At 69.1% G+C, this 16,731-nt stretch carries 17 protein-coding genes and 1 pseudogene; 6 read left to right on the top strand and 12 right to left on the bottom strand.

The features are described 5' to 3' along the window. The first annotated feature begins 4 nt into the window (after positions 1-4). Positions 5-880: an aromatic amino acid exporter YddG gene (yddG, locus tag ACK3BB_RS20425; protein WP_428926483.1), complete on the top strand. Its 876-nt coding sequence runs from the start codon at positions 5-7 to the stop codon at positions 878-880. Here yddG and ACK3BB_RS20430 read toward each other — a convergent pair. From ACK3BB_RS20430 to ACK3BB_RS20440, 3 genes are all read right to left on the bottom strand, one after another. Next, the gene (locus ACK3BB_RS20430; protein ID WP_428926484.1) at positions 877-1,041 is read right to left on the bottom strand and encodes a YdcH family protein; all 165 of its coding nucleotides are present in this window, start codon (positions 1,039-1,041) and stop codon (positions 877-879) included. The two genes, yddG and ACK3BB_RS20430, sit on opposite strands and share 4 nt — an antisense overlap. A 107-nt stretch (positions 1,042-1,148) precedes the next feature. Beyond that, positions 1,149-1,916, bottom strand: coding sequence for a tRNA1(Val) (adenine(37)-N6)-methyltransferase (locus ACK3BB_RS20435; RefSeq protein WP_428926485.1), 768 nt, complete (start codon positions 1,914-1,916; stop codon positions 1,149-1,151). Positions 1,917-1,964: 48 nt separating this feature from the next. Then, positions 1,965-2,183: a DUF2007 domain-containing protein gene (locus ACK3BB_RS20440; protein WP_428926486.1), complete on the bottom strand. Its 219-nt coding sequence runs from the start codon at positions 2,181-2,183 to the stop codon at positions 1,965-1,967. 56 nt (positions 2,184-2,239) lie between these two features. Between ACK3BB_RS20440 and ACK3BB_RS20445 the strand changes: the two genes are divergently transcribed. Then, entirely contained in the window at positions 2,240-3,238 is a 999-nt protein-coding gene (locus tag ACK3BB_RS20445; protein WP_428926487.1) for a polyprenyl synthetase family protein, read from the top strand. A gap of 206 nt (positions 3,239-3,444) precedes the next feature. Here ACK3BB_RS20445 and ACK3BB_RS20450 read toward each other — a convergent pair whose 3' ends face one another. The 3 genes from ACK3BB_RS20450 to ACK3BB_RS20460 form a co-directional block, all read right to left on the bottom strand. After that, entirely contained in the window at positions 3,445-4,317 is an 873-nt protein-coding gene (locus ACK3BB_RS20450) for a 4-(cytidine 5'-diphospho)-2-C-methyl-D-erythritol kinase (protein ID WP_428926488.1), read from the bottom strand. Positions 4,318-4,417: 100 nt separating this feature from the next. Continuing rightward, a complete protein-coding gene (locus tag ACK3BB_RS20455; protein WP_428928775.1) occupies positions 4,418-6,133 on the bottom strand; it encodes a tetratricopeptide repeat protein in 1,716 nt (571 codons plus the stop codon). Positions 6,134-6,346: 213 nt separating this feature from the next. Beyond that, the gene (locus ACK3BB_RS20460) at positions 6,347-7,999 is read right to left on the bottom strand and encodes an electron transfer flavoprotein-ubiquinone oxidoreductase (protein ID WP_428926489.1); all 1,653 of its coding nucleotides are present in this window, start codon (positions 7,997-7,999) and stop codon (positions 6,347-6,349) included. A 340-nt stretch (positions 8,000-8,339) separates the two neighbouring features. On the opposite strand from ACK3BB_RS20460, the gene greA reads away from it, so the two are divergent. Together greA and ACK3BB_RS20470 are read left to right on the top strand one after the other, a co-directional pair. Continuing rightward, on the top strand, positions 8,340-8,810 hold the full coding sequence (gene greA / locus ACK3BB_RS20465; protein WP_428926490.1) for a transcription elongation factor GreA: 471 nt from the start codon (positions 8,340-8,342) through the stop codon (positions 8,808-8,810). 52 nt (positions 8,811-8,862) lie between these two features. Further along, positions 8,863-9,906: a hypothetical protein gene (locus ACK3BB_RS20470; RefSeq protein ID WP_428926491.1), complete on the top strand. Its 1,044-nt coding sequence runs from the start codon at positions 8,863-8,865 to the stop codon at positions 9,904-9,906. A 295-nt stretch (positions 9,907-10,201) separates the two neighbouring features. Here ACK3BB_RS20470 and ACK3BB_RS20475 read toward each other — a convergent pair whose 3' ends face one another. The 5 genes and pseudogenes from ACK3BB_RS20475 to ACK3BB_RS20495 form a co-directional block, all read right to left on the bottom strand. After that, positions 10,202-12,280 (bottom strand): molybdopterin-binding protein, encoded by a 2,079-nt coding sequence (locus ACK3BB_RS20475; protein WP_428928776.1) that lies wholly within the window; start codon positions 12,278-12,280, stop codon positions 10,202-10,204. 26 nt (positions 12,281-12,306) lie between these two features. Then, positions 12,307-12,798 carry a molybdopterin-guanine dinucleotide biosynthesis protein B gene (gene mobB, locus ACK3BB_RS20480; RefSeq protein WP_428926492.1) on the bottom strand — a complete coding sequence of 164 codons (492 nt, stop codon included), beginning with the start codon at positions 12,796-12,798 and terminating at the stop codon, positions 12,307-12,309. Beyond that, entirely contained in the window at positions 12,795-13,415 is a 621-nt protein-coding gene (gene mobA, locus ACK3BB_RS20485; protein ID WP_428926493.1) for a molybdenum cofactor guanylyltransferase MobA, read from the bottom strand. The genes mobB and mobA overlap by 4 nt, the downstream gene beginning before the upstream one ends. Beyond that, the gene (locus tag ACK3BB_RS20490; protein ID WP_428926494.1) at positions 13,412-13,897 is read right to left on the bottom strand and encodes a hypothetical protein; all 486 of its coding nucleotides are present in this window, start codon (positions 13,895-13,897) and stop codon (positions 13,412-13,414) included. Before ACK3BB_RS20490 ends, mobA begins: the two co-directional genes overlap by 4 nt. Positions 13,898-14,148: 251 nt before the next feature. Further along, positions 14,149-15,024 (bottom strand): annotated as a pseudogene (locus ACK3BB_RS20495) (formate dehydrogenase accessory sulfurtransferase FdhD); the annotation flags it as partial. Between the two features lie 55 nt (positions 15,025-15,079). On the opposite strand from ACK3BB_RS20495, the gene ACK3BB_RS20500 reads away from it, so the two are divergent. Continuing rightward, a complete protein-coding gene (locus ACK3BB_RS20500) occupies positions 15,080-15,799 on the top strand; it encodes an AzlC family ABC transporter permease (RefSeq protein ID WP_428926495.1) in 720 nt (239 codons plus the stop codon). After that, complete coding sequence (locus ACK3BB_RS20505) at positions 15,796-16,134, top strand: AzlD domain-containing protein (RefSeq protein ID WP_428926496.1); 339 nt, start codon at positions 15,796-15,798, stop codon at positions 16,132-16,134. The genes ACK3BB_RS20500 and ACK3BB_RS20505 overlap by 4 nt, the downstream gene beginning before the upstream one ends. On the opposite strand, the gene ACK3BB_RS20510 is transcribed toward ACK3BB_RS20505, so the two are convergent. Continuing rightward, on the bottom strand, positions 16,108-16,731 hold the full coding sequence (locus ACK3BB_RS20510; protein WP_428926497.1) for a hypothetical protein: 624 nt from the start codon (positions 16,729-16,731) through the stop codon (positions 16,108-16,110). The genes ACK3BB_RS20505 and ACK3BB_RS20510 overlap by 27 nt on opposite strands.

Genomic DNA, 16,731 nt, shown 5'->3' on the forward strand with positions numbered 1-16,731 from the left:
CCCCATGACCTCTGCCCTTTCCCGCCGCCAGGCCACGCTGACCGGTTTCGTGGCCGTCTTGCTCTGGGCGCTGCTGGCCGTGCTGACCGTCGGGTCAGAACCGACCCCGCCGCTGCTGCTGAACGCCATCTGCTTTGCCATCGGCGGCACGCTGGGGCTGATCTGGACGGCGGCGTCGGGCGGGCTGGGCCAACTGGCCCGGGTGCCCCTGCGGGTCTATGTCTTTGGCACGATCGGGCTGTTTGGCTATCACGCGCTCTATTTCTCGGCGCTGCGCCTGGCGCCGGCAGCCGAGGCCGGGCTGATCGCCTATCTCTGGCCCCTGCTGATCGTGCTGTTTTCCGGCCTGCTGCCCGGCGAGACCCTGCGCCGGGGCCATATCCTGGGCGGACTCCTGGGCTTTGCCGGGGCGGCGATCCTGATTTCGGGCGGGGCCGGCGGGTTCGATGCGGCCTACCTGCCCGGCTACGGTCTGGCGCTGCTCTGCGCGCTGACCTGGTCGAGCTATTCGGTGCTGTCGCGCCGGGTGGGCGATGCGCCGACGGCCTCGGTCGCGGTGTTCTGCCTGGCCACGGCCGTGCTGTCGGCCGGGCTGCACCTGGCGCTCGAAGACACGGTCTGGCCCGGCACGCCCGGCGCCTGGGCGGCCACGGTTGCGCTGGGGCTCGGCCCGGTCGGGCTGGCGTTCTATGTCTGGGATATCGGGGTGAAGCGGGGGGATATCCAGCTTCTGGGGACCAGTTCCTACGCGGCGCCGTTGCTGTCGACCCTGATCCTGGTCCTGACCGGCGTGGCGGACCCGGGCTGGTCCCTGGCCATTGCGACCCTCCTGATCACCGGAGGCGCACTGACCGCAGCCCGAGCCAGCTTTGGAGGTTAACTCGAGAGACGCTCGATCTCTTCCTTCAGCTTCAGCTTCTGTTTCTTCAGACTAGCGATGTGAAGTCCGTCGACGCTCGGCGCGCGCTGCGCCTCTTCCACCTTGTCACTCAAGCTTTGATGCTTGCGCTTCAATTCGGAAATATGCGTGCTGAGGGTCATCCAGTATCTCCTTTTCTGTCTTGCGCATGTGTATCGGAGCACAATTCAGATCGTCTGTCACGCCTCAGACGAAACGAAATTATGACAGACACTAGACAAGGCAGGTTTCAGCCGGGCCAGGGCAAGATGTTGCCATGGCGCAGAACGGCGGCGATTTCGGTGCTGTAATCCTCACCATCCGCCAGGTGGCGGGCGCCCTGGTGCAGAATCAAGGGCGCATGCAACCGGAAGGGCGCGCGGCCGTCCTTGCGGGCGCGAAAGATGACATGTTCGGGCGCCCGACCGACCCGCGCGGCCAGGGGCAGCACCTCGACCGAGCCCAACCGGCCGGCGGCCGCGGCCAGCAGGTCGGGCAGGCGATCGGTGCGCTGTATGACATGCAGGTAACCGCGCGGGCGCAGGCGGCGGGCGGCGCAGTCGACCCAGGCCGACAGCGGAGCAACCTCGGCCAGGGCCCGTTCGCGACCGTCATCGGCGGCGCGGATGCGGGCGGACGGATCGAAATAGGGCGGGTTCGCGACAATGTGATGAAAGCTGAGCTGGCGCAGATCGGGCGGCGGGGCGGTCAGATCGCCGTCGATGATGCGGGCGTCGAGCCCGGCCCGCGCGGCATTGCGCCGCGCCAGGTCGGCATAGGCCGGCTGGACTTCGAGCCCGGCCAGGGTCAGCCCGGGCACGCGGGTGCCGAGGCAAAGCAGCGCCGCCCCTGCCCCGCAGCCCATGTCGAGCACGGTCTCACCGGCGCGGGCGGGCACCGAAGCGGCCAGCAGGACCGGGTCGACACCGGCGCGATAGCCCGATTTCGGCTGCAACAGGAACAGCTTGCCCCCCAGAAAGGCATCGAGGCTGAGCTGGTCGTCGGGAAAGCCGGTCACGGGATCATCCATCCATCGCGGGGGAAACCGGCCCCCGGGCCGGGACGATCAGCCCTGGCCGGTGTCGATTCCATTGTCGGTTATGACGCGCAGGGCGGCGTCGTAATCGTCCTCGTGCACCATCAGGCGCCGGGGGAAAACCCCGATCCCGCCTTCGAGGATGCTCATGTTTACGTCGATCTGAAAGCACTCTATATCCTCCCCATCAAGAAGGGCGGACGCAAAGGCCACGATCGTCGGGTCGGTGGTACGCAGAAGTTCTTTCATGGAATGGGATGTAAGGGCACGGACCCGGCTTTGTCGAGCCGTGCATCAGGGACGTCATGGACCAGGTCACAATATCGAAACCGCATGATCGTCTGGCAGAGACGCTGAACGAAGAAATGCGCGCGGTGGACGCGCTGATCCGGGCCCGGATGGTGTCGGATCACGCCCCGCGTATCCCCGAGATCACCGCCCACCTCGTCGAGGCCGGGGGCAAGCGGCTGCGGCCGATGCTGACGCTGGCCGCGGCCAGGCTGTGCGGCCACCAGGGCGACCTGGACGTCAAGCTGGCGGCGACGGTGGAATTCATCCACACGGCCACGCTGCTGCATGACGACGTGGTCGACGAAAGCGCCCAGCGGCGCGGGCGGCCGACGGCCAACCTGCTGTGGGACAACAAGTCTTCGGTGCTGGTCGGCGATTACCTGCTGGCGCGGTCGTTCCAGCTGATGACGGAAACCGGGTCGCTCAGGGTGCTGAACATCCTGTCGAACGCCTCGGCCACGATTTCCGAGGGCGAGGTCCTGCAGCTGTCCGCGGCGCAGGACCTGAAGACCGGCGAAGACATCTACCTGCAGGTGGTGCGGGGCAAGACGGCGGCGCTGTTTGCCGCGGCCTGCGAGGTTGGCGGGGTGATTTCCGATGCGCCCGAGGCGCAGATCGACGCGCTGCGGACCTATGGCGACGCGCTGGGGATTGCCTTTCAGATCGCCGATGACCTGCTGGATTACCAGGGTGACAGCGGCGCTACGGGCAAGAACGTGGGCGATGATTTCCGCGAGCGCAAGCTGACCCTGCCGGTGATCCGGGCAGTGGCGGCGGCGAGCGAGCAGGAACGGGCCTTTTGGGTGCGTTGCATCGAGAAGGGGCGCCAGGAAGAGGGAGACCTGGACACCGCGCTGGAGCTGTTGCGGGCCCATGGCACGCTGGAGAGCACGCGGCGCACGGCCCAGGATTGGGCGGCAAAGGCGCGCGAGGCGTTGCAGGTGCTGCCGGCCCATCCGCTGCGGGACTTGCTGAGCGACCTGGCAAGCTACGTGGTGTCGCGGCTGAACTGACGTTGGCCATGGCCTGAGATCTGCAGCGTTTGAGGCGGGCCGCCCGAAGAGCGAGCGGCGAACCTCACTGTCACGTGTTGCAGGGCGCCGGTAGAGCCGGCGCGGGGGGCCTTGCCCCCCATCGCCCCATGGGGCGATTCCCCCCGGTATTTTTACCAAGAAGAAGACAGGGCGGCGGTTAGAGACCCCCGGTCGGAGGATTGCGCTCAGAGGACGGCGGCCGCGGCGGACCACCAATCGGGGCGGGCGCGGCGCAGGCGGTCCAGGGCGGGCGCGGCGGCGCCCCGGGCGAAGAGGGCGAAACAGGTTGCGCCCGAGCCGGACATGCCGTGATGCAGGGGTGAAAGATCGGCCAGGGCCGCGAGGGTCTCGGAAATGACCGGGGCCTGGGCCAGGGCCGGCGGGGCGAGATCGTTCCGCTGGGCCGCCAGCCAGGGCAGCACGGCCGAGGGCGTGGCGGGCAGCGGGTCGAGGGGCGGGTTGTCCTTGCGCGGGAGGCCCTTGAAGATCGCGCCCGTGGGCACGCCGACGCGCGGGTTGACCAGCAGGATATCCAGGTCCGGCAGGGCGGGCAGCGGCGAGAGCTGATCGCCGATGCCCTGCATCCGGCAGGGCCGGCCGGCCAGGCAGACCGGGACATCGGCACCAAGGGCGGCGGTTGCGCCCGGAGCCGGCAGGGGCACGCTCCAGAGCGCCGACAGGGCGCGCAAGGTGGCCGCCGCATCGGCCGAGCCGCCGCCGATCCCCGAGGCCACGGGCAGACGCTTGGTCAGGCGGATGGCGGCGGTGCCGGCCGGATCGAGGAACCGGGCGGCGCGCAGGACAAGATTGTCGTCATCGGCGGCCAGGCCCTGCCCTTCGGGCCCGTCGATCGACAGGTCGAGCCGGTCGGACGGGGTGACGGTGACCTGATCGCCGGTACCGGCAAAGACCACCACGGAATCGAGCAGGTGATAGCCGTCGTCCCGCTGGCCGGTGACATGCAGGGCCAGGTTGACCTTGGCCGGGGCAAAGGCCGTGAACCCGCCACCGGGGACCGGGGACGGGACGATCAAGCCGTTGGAGGGGGTATCCTGCATCGGGGCGGTCACTTTACGGGATGGGAGAGCGCGCCCGCGAGGGGGAGCGATCCCCGGGCCGGCAGAGGCGCGGCCAGGGGTGTTGCAGGGCGTGTCGGGCTCAGCCTTCGTCGTTGGCAAAGGCCAGCGGCGGGGCGCCTTCCTCGGAGAGCACCGTATCGAGCCCGACCTCGAGCTTGCGCCGGATGCGGTCGGGATCGGCCTCGGCATCGCTGTCGGCCGGATCGATGAAGGACAGGGCCCGGCGCCATTGGAACTGGGCTTCCATCCGCCGGCCCACGGCCCAGTAGACATCGCCCAGGTGATCGTTGACCACGGCATCCACGGGCATCAGCTCGACCGCCGTTTCCATGTGGCCGACGGCCTCGTCATAGCGGCCCAGCCGGTAAAGCACCCAGCCCAGGCTGTCGACGATGTAACCGCTGTCGGGCCGCGAGGCGACGGCGCGCTTGATCATGTCGAGCGCCTCGTCCAGCTTTTCCTGCTTTTCGACCAGCGAATAGCCCAGGTAGTTCAGCACCTGGGGCTGTTCGGGATTGAGATCGAGCGCGGCGCGGAAATCGGCCTCGGCATCGGGCCATTCGTCCAGTCGTTCGTGGCTGATGCCCCGGGCATAGAGCAGGAACCAGCGGTTGCCGGCAGCCTCGGGGGTCAGGTCGAGCGCGCGGTCATAGGCCGCGGCGGCCGAGCCGTAATCCTCCTGCTGGCGGAACAGCCCCCCCAGGGCGGCCTGGACGGCGGCCTGGTCGGGATAGTCGATGGCCAGCCGTTCGAGAACCTCGATCGCCGCATCGGGCTTGCCTGCCCGGCGCAGGGCCTCGGCCCGGCCCAGCTCGGCGGCATGGAAATCGGGCGTGCCCTTGGGCACCTGCTTGTAGGTGGCCACGGCCAGGTCGTACTGGCCGACCTCGTCCAGCAACTCGGCGCCCAGCAGCAGGGCATCGATGTGATCGGGACGCAGGTAGCTGGCCATGCGTGCGTAGATCAGGGCGTAATCGGTGGCCGTTTCTCCGTTGAGCACGGCGGCGATGGAAAAGAAGATCTCGGCCATGCCGTCCCGGGCCGAGCGCACATGGGTGAACGGCAGGGTCTCGCCCGCGTCGAGCCGGCGGATCAGGTCGGTCACGCCCGGATCGGCACCCGGCCCGAAGGCATCGCGCAGCATGTCGGCCGCCGCGCCGTTGCGTTCCAGCTGAGAGAGGATCTCGGCATAGGCCAGGGCGCCACGGCGCGACATGATGGCCGAGCCGTCGGAGGTATCGGCAAAGATGGCCTCGGCGCCTTCGAAATCGCCGACCGAGGCCAGGGCCAGGGCCTTGTGATACATGGCAAAGCCGCGCAGGCCGTTGTCACCGGCCACCGCATCGAACTGTTCCAGGGCCTTCGAGACCGAACCCGCGCCCATGTGGGCCCAGCCCAGCATCAGCCCGTCGACCAGCGGGCTGACGCCCTGTTCCTCGCTCGCCCGGCCGAGCAGGCCGTCGAACTCGCCCTGGGCGATCATGTCGGCAATGACGACCATGTTGGCCATCTGGCTGGCCAGGCCCATGTCTTCCATCCGCCGGGCCACCGGCAGGGCGGCGTCGATCCGGCCGAGCGCCAGCTGGGCGGTGACGACATGCTCCATCAGCGTGGCATTGCCGGGGTCGCGCATCAACGCCTGGGCGTAGTAGGACGCGGCTTCGTCGAAATCGCTGTTGAACAGGGCGACACGGGCGGCAAGGTAGGCCCCGGCCGAGGTTTCTGCAGGGGCGATCTGGGGCGCCAGTGCCCCAAGGAAGAGCCCCGCGATCGCCGCGCGGGACAAGGTCAACACACTCACGATAGACTGCCTCGTCGTTTTGATGGCTGAGAGGCTATGGGAAAGGCCCGGGCCGCGCAATGGCCGCCGTGGCCCGGATGCATCACATCCGCGCTTTCCCGCCGTGAAACGGCATTTTCCGGGCGTAGGGCGGGGCTGGCCCCGCCGCGCGGGCAGGATGTGCGCCCGCCGGCCGGGCGGCGGGGCAAGCCCCGCCCTACCCTGACCTCACATGTTGGGATAGTTCGGCCCGTCGCCGCCCTGGGGCACCGTCCAGTTGATGTTCTGGCTGGGGTCCTTGATGTCGCAGGTCTTGCAATGCACGCAGTTCTGGAAGTTGATCACGAAACGCGGCTCCTTGCCCTCTTCCTCGACCACCTCGTAGACCCCCGCCGGACAATACCGCTGCGCCGGCTCGGCATAGGACCGCAGGTTGACCGCGATCGGCACGTGCTTGTCCTTCAGCTGCAGGTGGCAGGGCTGGCTTTCCTCGTGGTTGGTCATCGAGAAGCTGACATTGGTCAGCCGGTCGAAGCTGAGCGTGCCATCCGGCCGGGGATAATCGATCGGCTCAAAGCCCGACGCCTGCCGCGTGGCCGCCGCATCGCTTTCGCCGTGTTTCAGCGTGCCGAAGAGCGAGAAGCCGAACAGCTCGTTGGTCCACATGTCCAGCCCGCCCAGCGACAGCGAGGCCGGCAGGCCCCAGGTCGACCACAGCGGCTTGACGTTGCGCACCTTCTTGAGGTCCTCGCCGATGGCACCGCTGCGCACCTCGGTCTCGTAATCCGTCAGCTCGTCGCCCGACCGGCCGGCCTGCAGCGCGGCATGGGCGGCCTCGGCCGCGGCCTTGCCCGAGAGCATGGCATTGTGGTTGCCCTTGATCCTGGGCACGTTGACCATGCCCACCGAACAGCCCAGCAGCGCCACGCCCGGCGCGACCATCTTGGGCATCGACTGGTAGCCGCCCTCGGAAATCGCCCGCGCGCCATAGGCGATGCGCTTGCCGCCCTTCAGCAGCTCGGCCACCATCGGGTGATGCTTGAACCGCTGGAATTCCATGTAGGGATACAGGTAGGGGTTCTTGTAGTTCAGGTGCACCACGAAACCCACGTAGACCTGATTGTTTTCAAGGTGATAGATGAAAGACCCGCCCCCGGCATTCGAGCCCAGCGGCCAGCCCATCGTATGGGTGACCGAGCCTTCCTTGTGCTTGGCCGGGTCGATCTCCCAGATCTCCTTCATGCCCAGGCCGAATTTCTGCGGATCGTGGCCCTCGGACAGGTCGTATTTCTCGATGACTTCCTTGGCCAGCGAGCCGCGCACGCCTTCGGACAGGAAGACATACTTGCCGTGCAGCTCCATCCCCGGCTCATAGGCCGGGCCGGGCGTGCCATCGGGGTTCTTGCCGAATTCGCCGGCCACAACACCCTTCACGCCGCCGTTCTCGTCATAGACCAGCTCGGAACAGGCCATGCCGGGGAAGATCTCGACGCCCAGGGCCTCGGCCTGTTCGGCCATCCAGCGGCAGACATTGCCCATCGACACGATGTAATTGCCGTGGTTGTTCATCAGCTTGGGCATCGGCCAGTTGGGGATGCGCATCTTGCCCGCCTCGCCCAGCAGGTAGAAATTGTCATCCTTGACCGGCACGTTCAGCGGCGCGCCCTTGTCCTTCCAGTCGGGGATCAGCGCGTCCAGCCCGCACGGGTCCAGCACGGCGCCCGACAGGATATGCGCGCCGACCTCGGACCCTTTTTCCAGCACCACGACGGCCAGGTCTTCATCCAGCTGCTTCAGCCGGATCGCGGCCGACAGCCCGGCCGGGCCCGCCCCCACGATGACAACGTCGACTTCCATCGCTTCGCGTTCAATCTCGGCCATGCTGGCTGGTCTCCCGTGGCTGCTGGGCGCGGGAAGGTCCAACCCGCGACATATTATTGCTCAGGCGTCGTTCTGGCAGGCCCAATACGCAAAGGCAACATGCTGCGTTGCGTCGTAATGCATTGACGGGCCACTTTCACGGAGCGGAAAACGCCCGACGCGGCGGGCTGCTGCCGGGCTGGGCAGGCGGTGCGGCCCGAACCGGCCGGCGGCGCCCCGCCCGGCCCAAGGCCGATTGATCGCCGCTTGCGTTTCCGTTATCCCGTGGCAATGCTAATTCGCATTGGCTCGCAGCGGGGCGGGCCGCGGCCGACACATACGCTATCCAGGACAAGAGAAAATGGACAAGATCCCGATGACGCCCACGGGGCATGCTGCGCTCGAAACCGAGCTGAAACAGCTGAAATCCGTGGAACGTCCAGCCATCATCGCCGCCATCGCCGAGGCCCGCGAGCACGGCGATCTGAGCGAGAATGCCGAATACCATTCCGCCCGCGAGAAACAATCGTTCATCGAAGGCCGGATCAAGGAGCTCGAAGGCGTGCTCAGCCTGGCCGACGTGATCAACCCGGCCAAGCTGTCCGGCGCCATCAAGTTCGGCGCGACCGTGACGCTGGTGGACGAGGACACGGACGAGGAAAAGACCTGGCAGATCGTGGGTGAGCACGAGGCCAACATCGAAAAGGGCCTGCTCAACATCAAGTCGCCCATCGCCCGCGCCCTGATCGGCAAGGAAGAAGGCGACAGCGTCGAGGTGCGCACGCCCGGCGGCGAGAAAGCCTACGAGGTCCTGACCGTCGCCTATGTCTGAGCCTGCCCCGGCAGGCCGGACCGACCGGCAAGTGAGTGACAGAGGGCGTCCCATGAGCGGACCTAAGCCAGCCGAATCCGAAGCCGCGCGCTCGACCCCCCTTGGCCTGTACGATCAGCCCCGGCCGCCCAGCGTGACCGCCATCGAAATCGTGGCCGTGGCGCTGAGCATCCTGTGGCTGGGCGGGGCGCTGCTGTTCTTCATGCTGGTGCCGGGCGATGGCGACACGTCGGTCGACAGCCTGCGCTTCCTGATGACCATGCTGGCGATCTTCATGCCCGTGGGCATGATCTGGGTGGCGGCCACCGCCGCGCGGGCCAGCCGGGTCATGCGCGAGGAAAGCCACCGCCTGCAGGCGGCGATCGATGCCATCCGCCAGGCCTACCTGGCGCAGAACCAGCGCGGCGCGCTGTCGATGGAACCCTCGGTGCAAAAGAAGCTCGACGAGATCGTCGAGGCCACGCGCAAGGCCGAAACCGCCCTGGCGATCTTTTCCAGCGTGCGCGAGCGCGAGGCCGCCGCCGTGCCCCGCGCCATGGCCCCCGCCCCCTCGGCCCCGGCGCCGACCGGCGAGGATGGACAGACCTCGCTTGAACTGGGCACCCCGGCCGAGGCCCTGGTGCCGCCGCCGCCGGCCTCGGATTTCATCCGGGCGCTGAACTTCCCCGAGACGGCCGAGGACGAGGAAGGCTTTGCCGCCCTGCGCCGCGCCCTGCGCGACCGCAAGTCGGCCCAGCTGATCCAGGCCAGCCAGGACGTGCTGACCCTGCTCAGCCAGGATGGCATCTACATGGACGACTTGCGCCCCGACATGGCCCGGGCGGATGTCTGGCGGCAATTCGCCAAGGGCGTGCGCGGCCGGGCCGTGGCCCCGCTGGGCGGCGTGCGCGACCGGTCGTCGCTGGCCCTGACGGCCGCGCGGATGAAACAGGATCCGATCTTCCGTGACGCGGCGCATCACTTCCTGCGCAAGTTCGACCACATGTTCGCCGAGTTCGAGGCCGAGGCCAGCGATGCCGACATCCAGGCCCTGGGCGATACCCGCACGGCCCGGGCCTTCATGCTGCTGGGCCGGGTGGCCGGCACCTTCGACTGATCTGCGCGGGCTGGCCGGTTCGCACCCGCTTGCACCCCGCCGCGGCTGCCCAGGGCGGATCAGGTCACAGGGGTCGCGGCCCTGACATCACATCCCGCTGCCCTGCCGCACGGTCTCGCCCTGTAGTCCCGTCACTCGGTGACATTATTTCGTCGCGCGGACACAAAATCCCACCGCCCAGGCCCACAATCCCACCGCCCAGGCCCACAATCCCACCGCTCGGGCGCACAATCCCACCGCTCGGGCGCCGGACTTTTCGAAAAGTCCGGCCCGGAAAATTCGAATTTTCCGGGGTCTACAGCCCGAAAGCCGAGAACGGCAGGAAACGCACGGGATCGCCCGGCCGGATCTCGCGCCCGCCGTCCGCCAGCTCGACCAGACCCTCGGCCCAGCTCAGCCCGCTGATCCGCCCCGACCCTTCCGACTTGAAGACCTCGGCCCGCCCGTCGCGCAGCCGCGCCCGCAGGTATTCCCGCCGCCCCGGCTTCTTGCGCTTGGCGAAGGCGGCCGGCACCTCGATCGCCCAGGGCTCTTGCCAGCCGCGCCCGGCCAGCAGCCCCAGCGCGGGCCGCGCGAAGATCAGCGTGCAGACCATGGCCGCCACCGGGTTGCCCGGCAGGCCGAAGACCGGCACGCCCTGCCACAGGCCCAGGGCCAGCGGCCGGCCCGGTTTCAGCGCGATGCGCCATTCCTGCAGCGCCCCGGCCTCGCGCAGCAGCGCCGAGACGTGGTCCTCGTCACCGGCCGAGGCCCCGCCGCTGGTCAGCACGGCCTGCACCTCGCCTGCCGCGCCGTCGAGCCGCTCGCGCAGCGCGTCCCGGTCGTCGGGCACCCGGCCCAGGTCGACCGGCGCGACCCCGAACCGGGCCAGCATCGACAGCAGCATCACCCGGTTGGCATCAAAGATCTGCCCCGGCCCGGCCTCTGCCCCCGGCTCGACGATCTCGTCGCCGGTCGACAGCACGCCGACCTTGAGCGGCCGGCGCACCGCCACCTCGCCCAGTCCCACGGCGGCAATCAGCGCCAGGTCGGCCGGCGTCAGGACCCGGCCGGGCTGCAGGATGACCTCACCCTCGGCCACGTCCTCGCCGGCCCGGCGGGTGTTGGCCCCACGCTTGAGCGGCCCGTGAAAGGCCACCTGCCCGCGCCCGACCGACACGTCCTCGTCCAGCACGACGGTATCCACCCCCTCGGGCAGCGCCGCGCCGGTCAGCACCCTGAGCGCCTGTCCCGCAGGGACCACGCCCCCGAAGGGGGCGCCCGCCGCGGAGCGGCCCTCGCACAGCGGCAGGCGCACGGGGCCGTCAGGCGCCGGGCCGGCAAAGCCATAGCCGTCGACGGCCGTGTTGGGCTGGGGCGGGTTGGCGCGCAGCGCCGTGACGGGGGCGGCCAGCACCCGCCCCAGCGCCGCGCCCAGCGGAAGCGTTTCGGGCCCGGTGACCGGCGTCAGACGGTCGCGCAGCAGGGCCAACGCGGCGTCCACCGGGGTCCAGTCGACCCCGGCCGGCAGGGCAAAGCAATCGTTGCGCAGCGGCGGCGGGGCCAGCGGATCAGCCGCGGCCATCAACGCCGCCTCGTGGCCCAGCCCCAGGATCCAGCCTTCTTCCGGCGCCGTGACGTCCAGCATCCGGCCCAACGTGGCGGGCTCCAGCCGCGACAGCGCCCCGGCCACGGCGCTCACCTGCACGGCATCGCGGATATCCCCAGGCCCGGTCCGCGCCCGGACCACCGTATCGATCAGCGTGGGCCAGGTCTCGACCAGCACGACGGGCCGGTCCGCCGGTTCGAAGGGCCAGGCCGCCAGCTGGCCGGGAAAGCGCCCGCGCAGCCGGTGCAACAGGGCCAACCCGGTCATCACCTGGCCGCCCACGGCCCCCGCCCCGCCCATCTGCCAGCAGGTGAAGGTGCCACTGGCCTGCGCCTCGGCGGCCCGGCGCTCGGCAAAGGGATTGACCCGGCCATCCAGCCCGCGCGGCAGCCCGTCGATCTCGCGTTTGAGCCCGTTGAACCAGAACGGGCCGGGCCCATCCCCCAGGGTGCGGTTGATCTGCCCGGCCAGGTCGAACCGGTTGTTGCCCGCCGGGCTGTCCTCGAGATGCTCGGCCATCCAGGCCCAGACGGCCAGCGGATCGGCCCGCCCGGTCAGCGCCCGGGCAAAGCCTGCCGGATAGCCAAAGGGGAAATCGAAGCCCAGGCACAGCCGCCGCCCCGCCGCCAGCTCGTCGGCGATCAGCTCGGCCAGCCAGGTTTCGGCCAGGTCGCGGTTGCGCAGGTAGACCGGCGCCTCGGCCTCCCCCTCCCGGGCGACACAGGCCCAGATCGCATCCTTGCGCGGCGCGGACCCGGTGTCATTGCCCCCGGACCAGTCGACCATGGCAAAGCTGTCGAAACCCGCCGGGGTCAAAGCCCCACCTCGGCCAGGATGAAATCGGCAATCGCCGCGGTGTCGTCCAGGTCAAAGACCGGCCGGTCCAGCTGCAGGGGCACGTCCGAGGCCACCGCCCGGATCGTCGCATCGCCCGGCGCGATCAGCGCATTGCCGGTCACCGACCGGTGCGCCTCGACCTTGGGATGGTCGTCGCGCTTGTAGCCTTCGATCAGGATCAGGTCGACGGGCTTCAGCCGTGCCAGCAATTCGGCCAGCGGCGGCTCGGGCGCATCGCGCAGCTCCTGCATGATGGCCACCCGGTTGCGCGACGACAGCAGCACTTCCGACGCCCCGGCCGACCGGTGCCTGTGGCTGTCCTTGCCCGGGTGATCGACATCAAAGGTATGATGGGCATGCTTGACCGTCGACACGGTGATCCCCCGGCCGGTGATCTCGGTCACCAGCCGTTCCATCAGCCCGGTCTTGCCGGCGTTCTTCCAGCCGACCACCCCGAAAACCCTCATGTGGCACTCTCCATGAGCGCCCGGGCCATGGCGAGGTCCTCGGGCGTGTTGACGTTGAAGAACGGGTCGGGCGGGCCGTCGTCGAACCGGGCCAGCCGCCCGCCATGGGCATCGGTCCACAGCACGACCTTGCGCAGGCCGCCTTGCAGCGCCGCGCGCAGGTCGTCGCGCAGGGCCACGGGCCACAGGCCAAAGGTCGGGTGGCGGATCGTGCCCCGCTCGGGATCGGGCGTCGCGGCCAGCACCAGCGGCACCGTCTGCTCCGAGGCGGCCGCGCACAAGCGGGCGACGAGGTCGCGCGGGAAGAACGGCGTGTCGGCCGCGGCGGTGACGATGCAATCGGCCCCCTGCCCCGCGGCCCAGTCCAGCCCGGCCAGCACCCCGGCCAGAGGCCCGGCAAAGCCCTCGATCGTGTCGGCCACCACCGGCAGGCCCCATTCCCCGAACCGGCCGGCATCGCCATTGGCATTCAGCGCCAGCCCGGCGGTCTGCGGGCCCAGCCGGTCGATCACATGGCCCAGGATCGGCCGGCCGCCGAGCTCCAGCAGGCCCTTGTCGCCACCGCCCATCCGGCGGGACAGCCCGCCGGCCAGGATCACGCCCAATGGTGCGTTCATGCCCCGGCGGCCTCCCGTTGCTGGCCGGGCCAGAGCCGCCAGCGCCACAGCAGCGCCAGGTGCAACAGCCCCCAGCCCAGCAGCACGGCAAAGAACACCCGGCCCGCCCCCAGCAGCCCCGGTTCAAGCCGGGTCACCACGACGGTCAGCGCGCAGAGCAGCACGGTCAGGGCCAGCACCGCACGGCGGAACCGCCGGGCCAGGCGCAGGGCATCCTCCGGGCAGTCGCCGGGCAGGTCAAAGATGAACACCCGCGCCTGCAGGGCCATCGACCGGCTGCGCGGCAGGGTGGCCTCGGCGCCCTCGTCGAAGGGCGACAACACCGGCCAGCCGATCCGCCGCAGCACCGGGGCCGGGCAGCGCGACATGGCATCCACCAGGTATTGCCAGGACCGGAAGACCATCCAGAACAGCGCCAGCGAGCCGGCCCAGCACAGGAAGGCCAGGCCCAGCAGCAGGCCGAGAAGCAGCCCGACGCTCATGCGTGGCCGTCCCCGCCCCGGGTCCCGTCGCCATCGCTGTTCGCGATGTCTCCGGCGTTGCGATCCGGCCCGTTGCCGCCATTGCCGCTCAAGGCCTCGCCGCCGTTGCGATCTGACGGATCGCGGCCAACGCGGCCCGCCGCATCGCCGCCGTCGCTTACCGGGGCATCACCGCCATCACGGTCCGGGGCATCGCCACCCCTGGCATCGCCGCCGTCACGGCCGACGCGCGCGCCCGGCGCATCGTCGCCCGCGCTCTTGCGCCGGTGGCCGCGGCCTTCGTCGGGCACGCTGGCCGGATCGACATCGCGCAGCAGCCGGTCCTCGCCGGCCAGGCAAACAAACCGCTGGCCGCGCATTCGCCCGATCACCGTCAGCCCGACATCGCGGGCGATCTCGACGCCCCAGGCCGTGAAGCCCGAGCGCGAGGCCAGCACCGGAATGCCCATCATCGCCGTCTTGATCACCATTTCCGAGGTCAGCCGCCCGGTGGTGTACAGGATCTTGTCCTCGGCCCCGACCCCGTGTTTCAGCATCCAGCCGGCGATCTTGTCGACGGCATTGTGGCGGCCGACGTCTTCCATGTAGACCAGCGGGCGGTCCTCGCAGCACAGCACCGTGCCATGGATCGCCCCGGCCTCGAGGTAGAGCGAGGGCGTGCGGTTGATCCGGGCCGCCAGGGCATAAAGCCAGGACGTCCGCACCTGGACCGCCGGCAGGGTCACGCCTTCGAGCCCTTCCATCATGTCGCCAAAGACCGTGCCCACGGCGCAACCGCTGGTCCGGGTCTTCTTCTGCAGCTTGTCTTCATAGCCCGTCTGGCGCTCGGTCCGCACCACGACGGTTTCGATCTCGTCGTCGTAATCGACGCCCGTGATCACGTCATCGTCGCGCAGCATGCCCTGGTTCCTGAGAAAGCCCAGGGCCAGGTATTCGGGGTAATCGCCGATCGTCATGGCCGTCACGATCTCCTGGCGATTGAGGTAGATCGTCAGCGGCCGTTCCTCGACCACGGGGATCTCGACGGCCGCACCGGCCTGGTCGACCCCGCTGACCGCCCGGGTCAGGCCCGGCGCCCGCGGGTCCGGTGCGATCAGAAAATCGGAAATCTCGTCCTGCCTGCCCAATTGCAACCCCCCGGTTTCGTCGTTACCCCTGTCTGGCACAGTCTAGAGTTTCACCATGACATCCTCCACCACCAATCGCGCCTTGTGGCGAGGGACGCGCGACAGCCTGCCGTTCATCTTCGTCGCCGGGCCCTTCGGCCTGCTGTTCGGCGTCGTGGCCAGCGAGGCCGGCCTGCACCTGATCGAGACCTTCACCTTCTCGCTGTCGGTCTTTGCCGGTGCCGCCCAGTTCACCGCGATGACCCTGATGCAGGAACATGCGCCGACGCTGATCGTCCTGGTCTCGGCCCTGGCCGTGAACCTGCGCTGCGCGATGTATTCGGCCGCGCTGACACCCCACCTGGGCGGGGCGCCGATGTGGAAACGCGCGCTTGGCGCCTTCTTCATCGTCGACCAGTCCTATGCCCTGTCGATCGTCGAGTTCGAGAACCACCCCGAGCGGAGCCTGTCGGAGAAATGGGCCTATTTCTTCGGCACCAACGTGATCATCGCCCCGCTGTGGTGCGCGATGACGATCATCGGCGCCCTACTGGGCACGGCCATCCCCGAAAGCTGGTCGCTGGATTTCGCTATGCCCATCGCCTTTATCGCCATCACCGCGCCGATGCTGCGCACCCCGGCCCATATCGCGGCGGCCGGCGTGTCGGTGACCGTGGCCATCCTGGCCGCCGGCGTGCCGCACAACCTCGGCCTGATCATCGCGGGGATCGCCGGCATGTCGGCCGGCGCGCTGGTGGAAACCTGGATCGAGAAACGCACGGGGCAGACGATATGACCGGCACCCAGACCATGACCGACGCCGTGCTCTGGACGGTGATCATCGGGCTGGCCGTGGGCAGCTTTGGCCTGCGGTTCCTGTTCCTGGGATTCGTCGGAGACCGGCCCCTGCCGCGCTGGCTGCTGCGCCTGCTGCGCTACACGGCCGTGGCCATCCTGCCGGCGCTGGTCACGCCGCTGGTCATCTGGCCGAAGGCCAATGGCGGCGAGCCCGATCCGATGAAGCTGGCCGCCGCCGCGGTGACCTTTGCCGTGGGCTACCTCACCCGCCAGGTGCTGCCCGCCGTGCTGGCCGGTGCGCTGACCCTAATTGTTCCAGCGCTGCTGTTTTAGCTCGGCATCCAGCGCGTCGACGGCTTCCTCCAGCGACGCGCTGTCGCCCTCGGAATAGATTTCCTCGGTCACGCCGGGCAGACGGGCGACCTGTTCGGCCAGCTTGCGCGGATACCAGGTGCTCTGGATCGATTCGAGGCCGGGGATGGATTTCAGCACGCCCGACGTGGCCGAGGTGCAATGCGCCGCCGGCGAGGCGCCCCAGTTCACCGCCGCCTGGTAAGCCGCCGCGGCCTGGGCATCGGTCAGCGGGATGGTCTGGATCTGGATGTAGCGTTTCTCGCTGGCATGCGAGCTCTTGTAGGCTTGTTCGAACCGCGGCGAGATGCCGAACAGCACATCGTTGCGTTCGGGGATCAGCCCGTATTCGAACGACCCGGCCGGGTCAAAGATCACCCGTTGCGGCCCGTCGATCAGCAGGGCCGAATGGGCGCCCGAGCCCGAGCTGGAGTTGATCACGGTCATCAGCTTGACCGATTTCGGCCCGTCCCCGCGAAAGGCCACGGCGGCGATGTCCTCGTCGCTGGCATAGGGCGCAAGGGCCGTACAGGCGGTCAGCGCGGCAAGCATGGCCGCGCAGCACAGAAGGTTACGCAC

The organism is Marinibacterium sp. SX1 (genome assembly GCF_050389775.1).
GTDB lineage: Bacteria > Pseudomonadota > Alphaproteobacteria > Rhodobacterales > Rhodobacteraceae > Marinibacterium.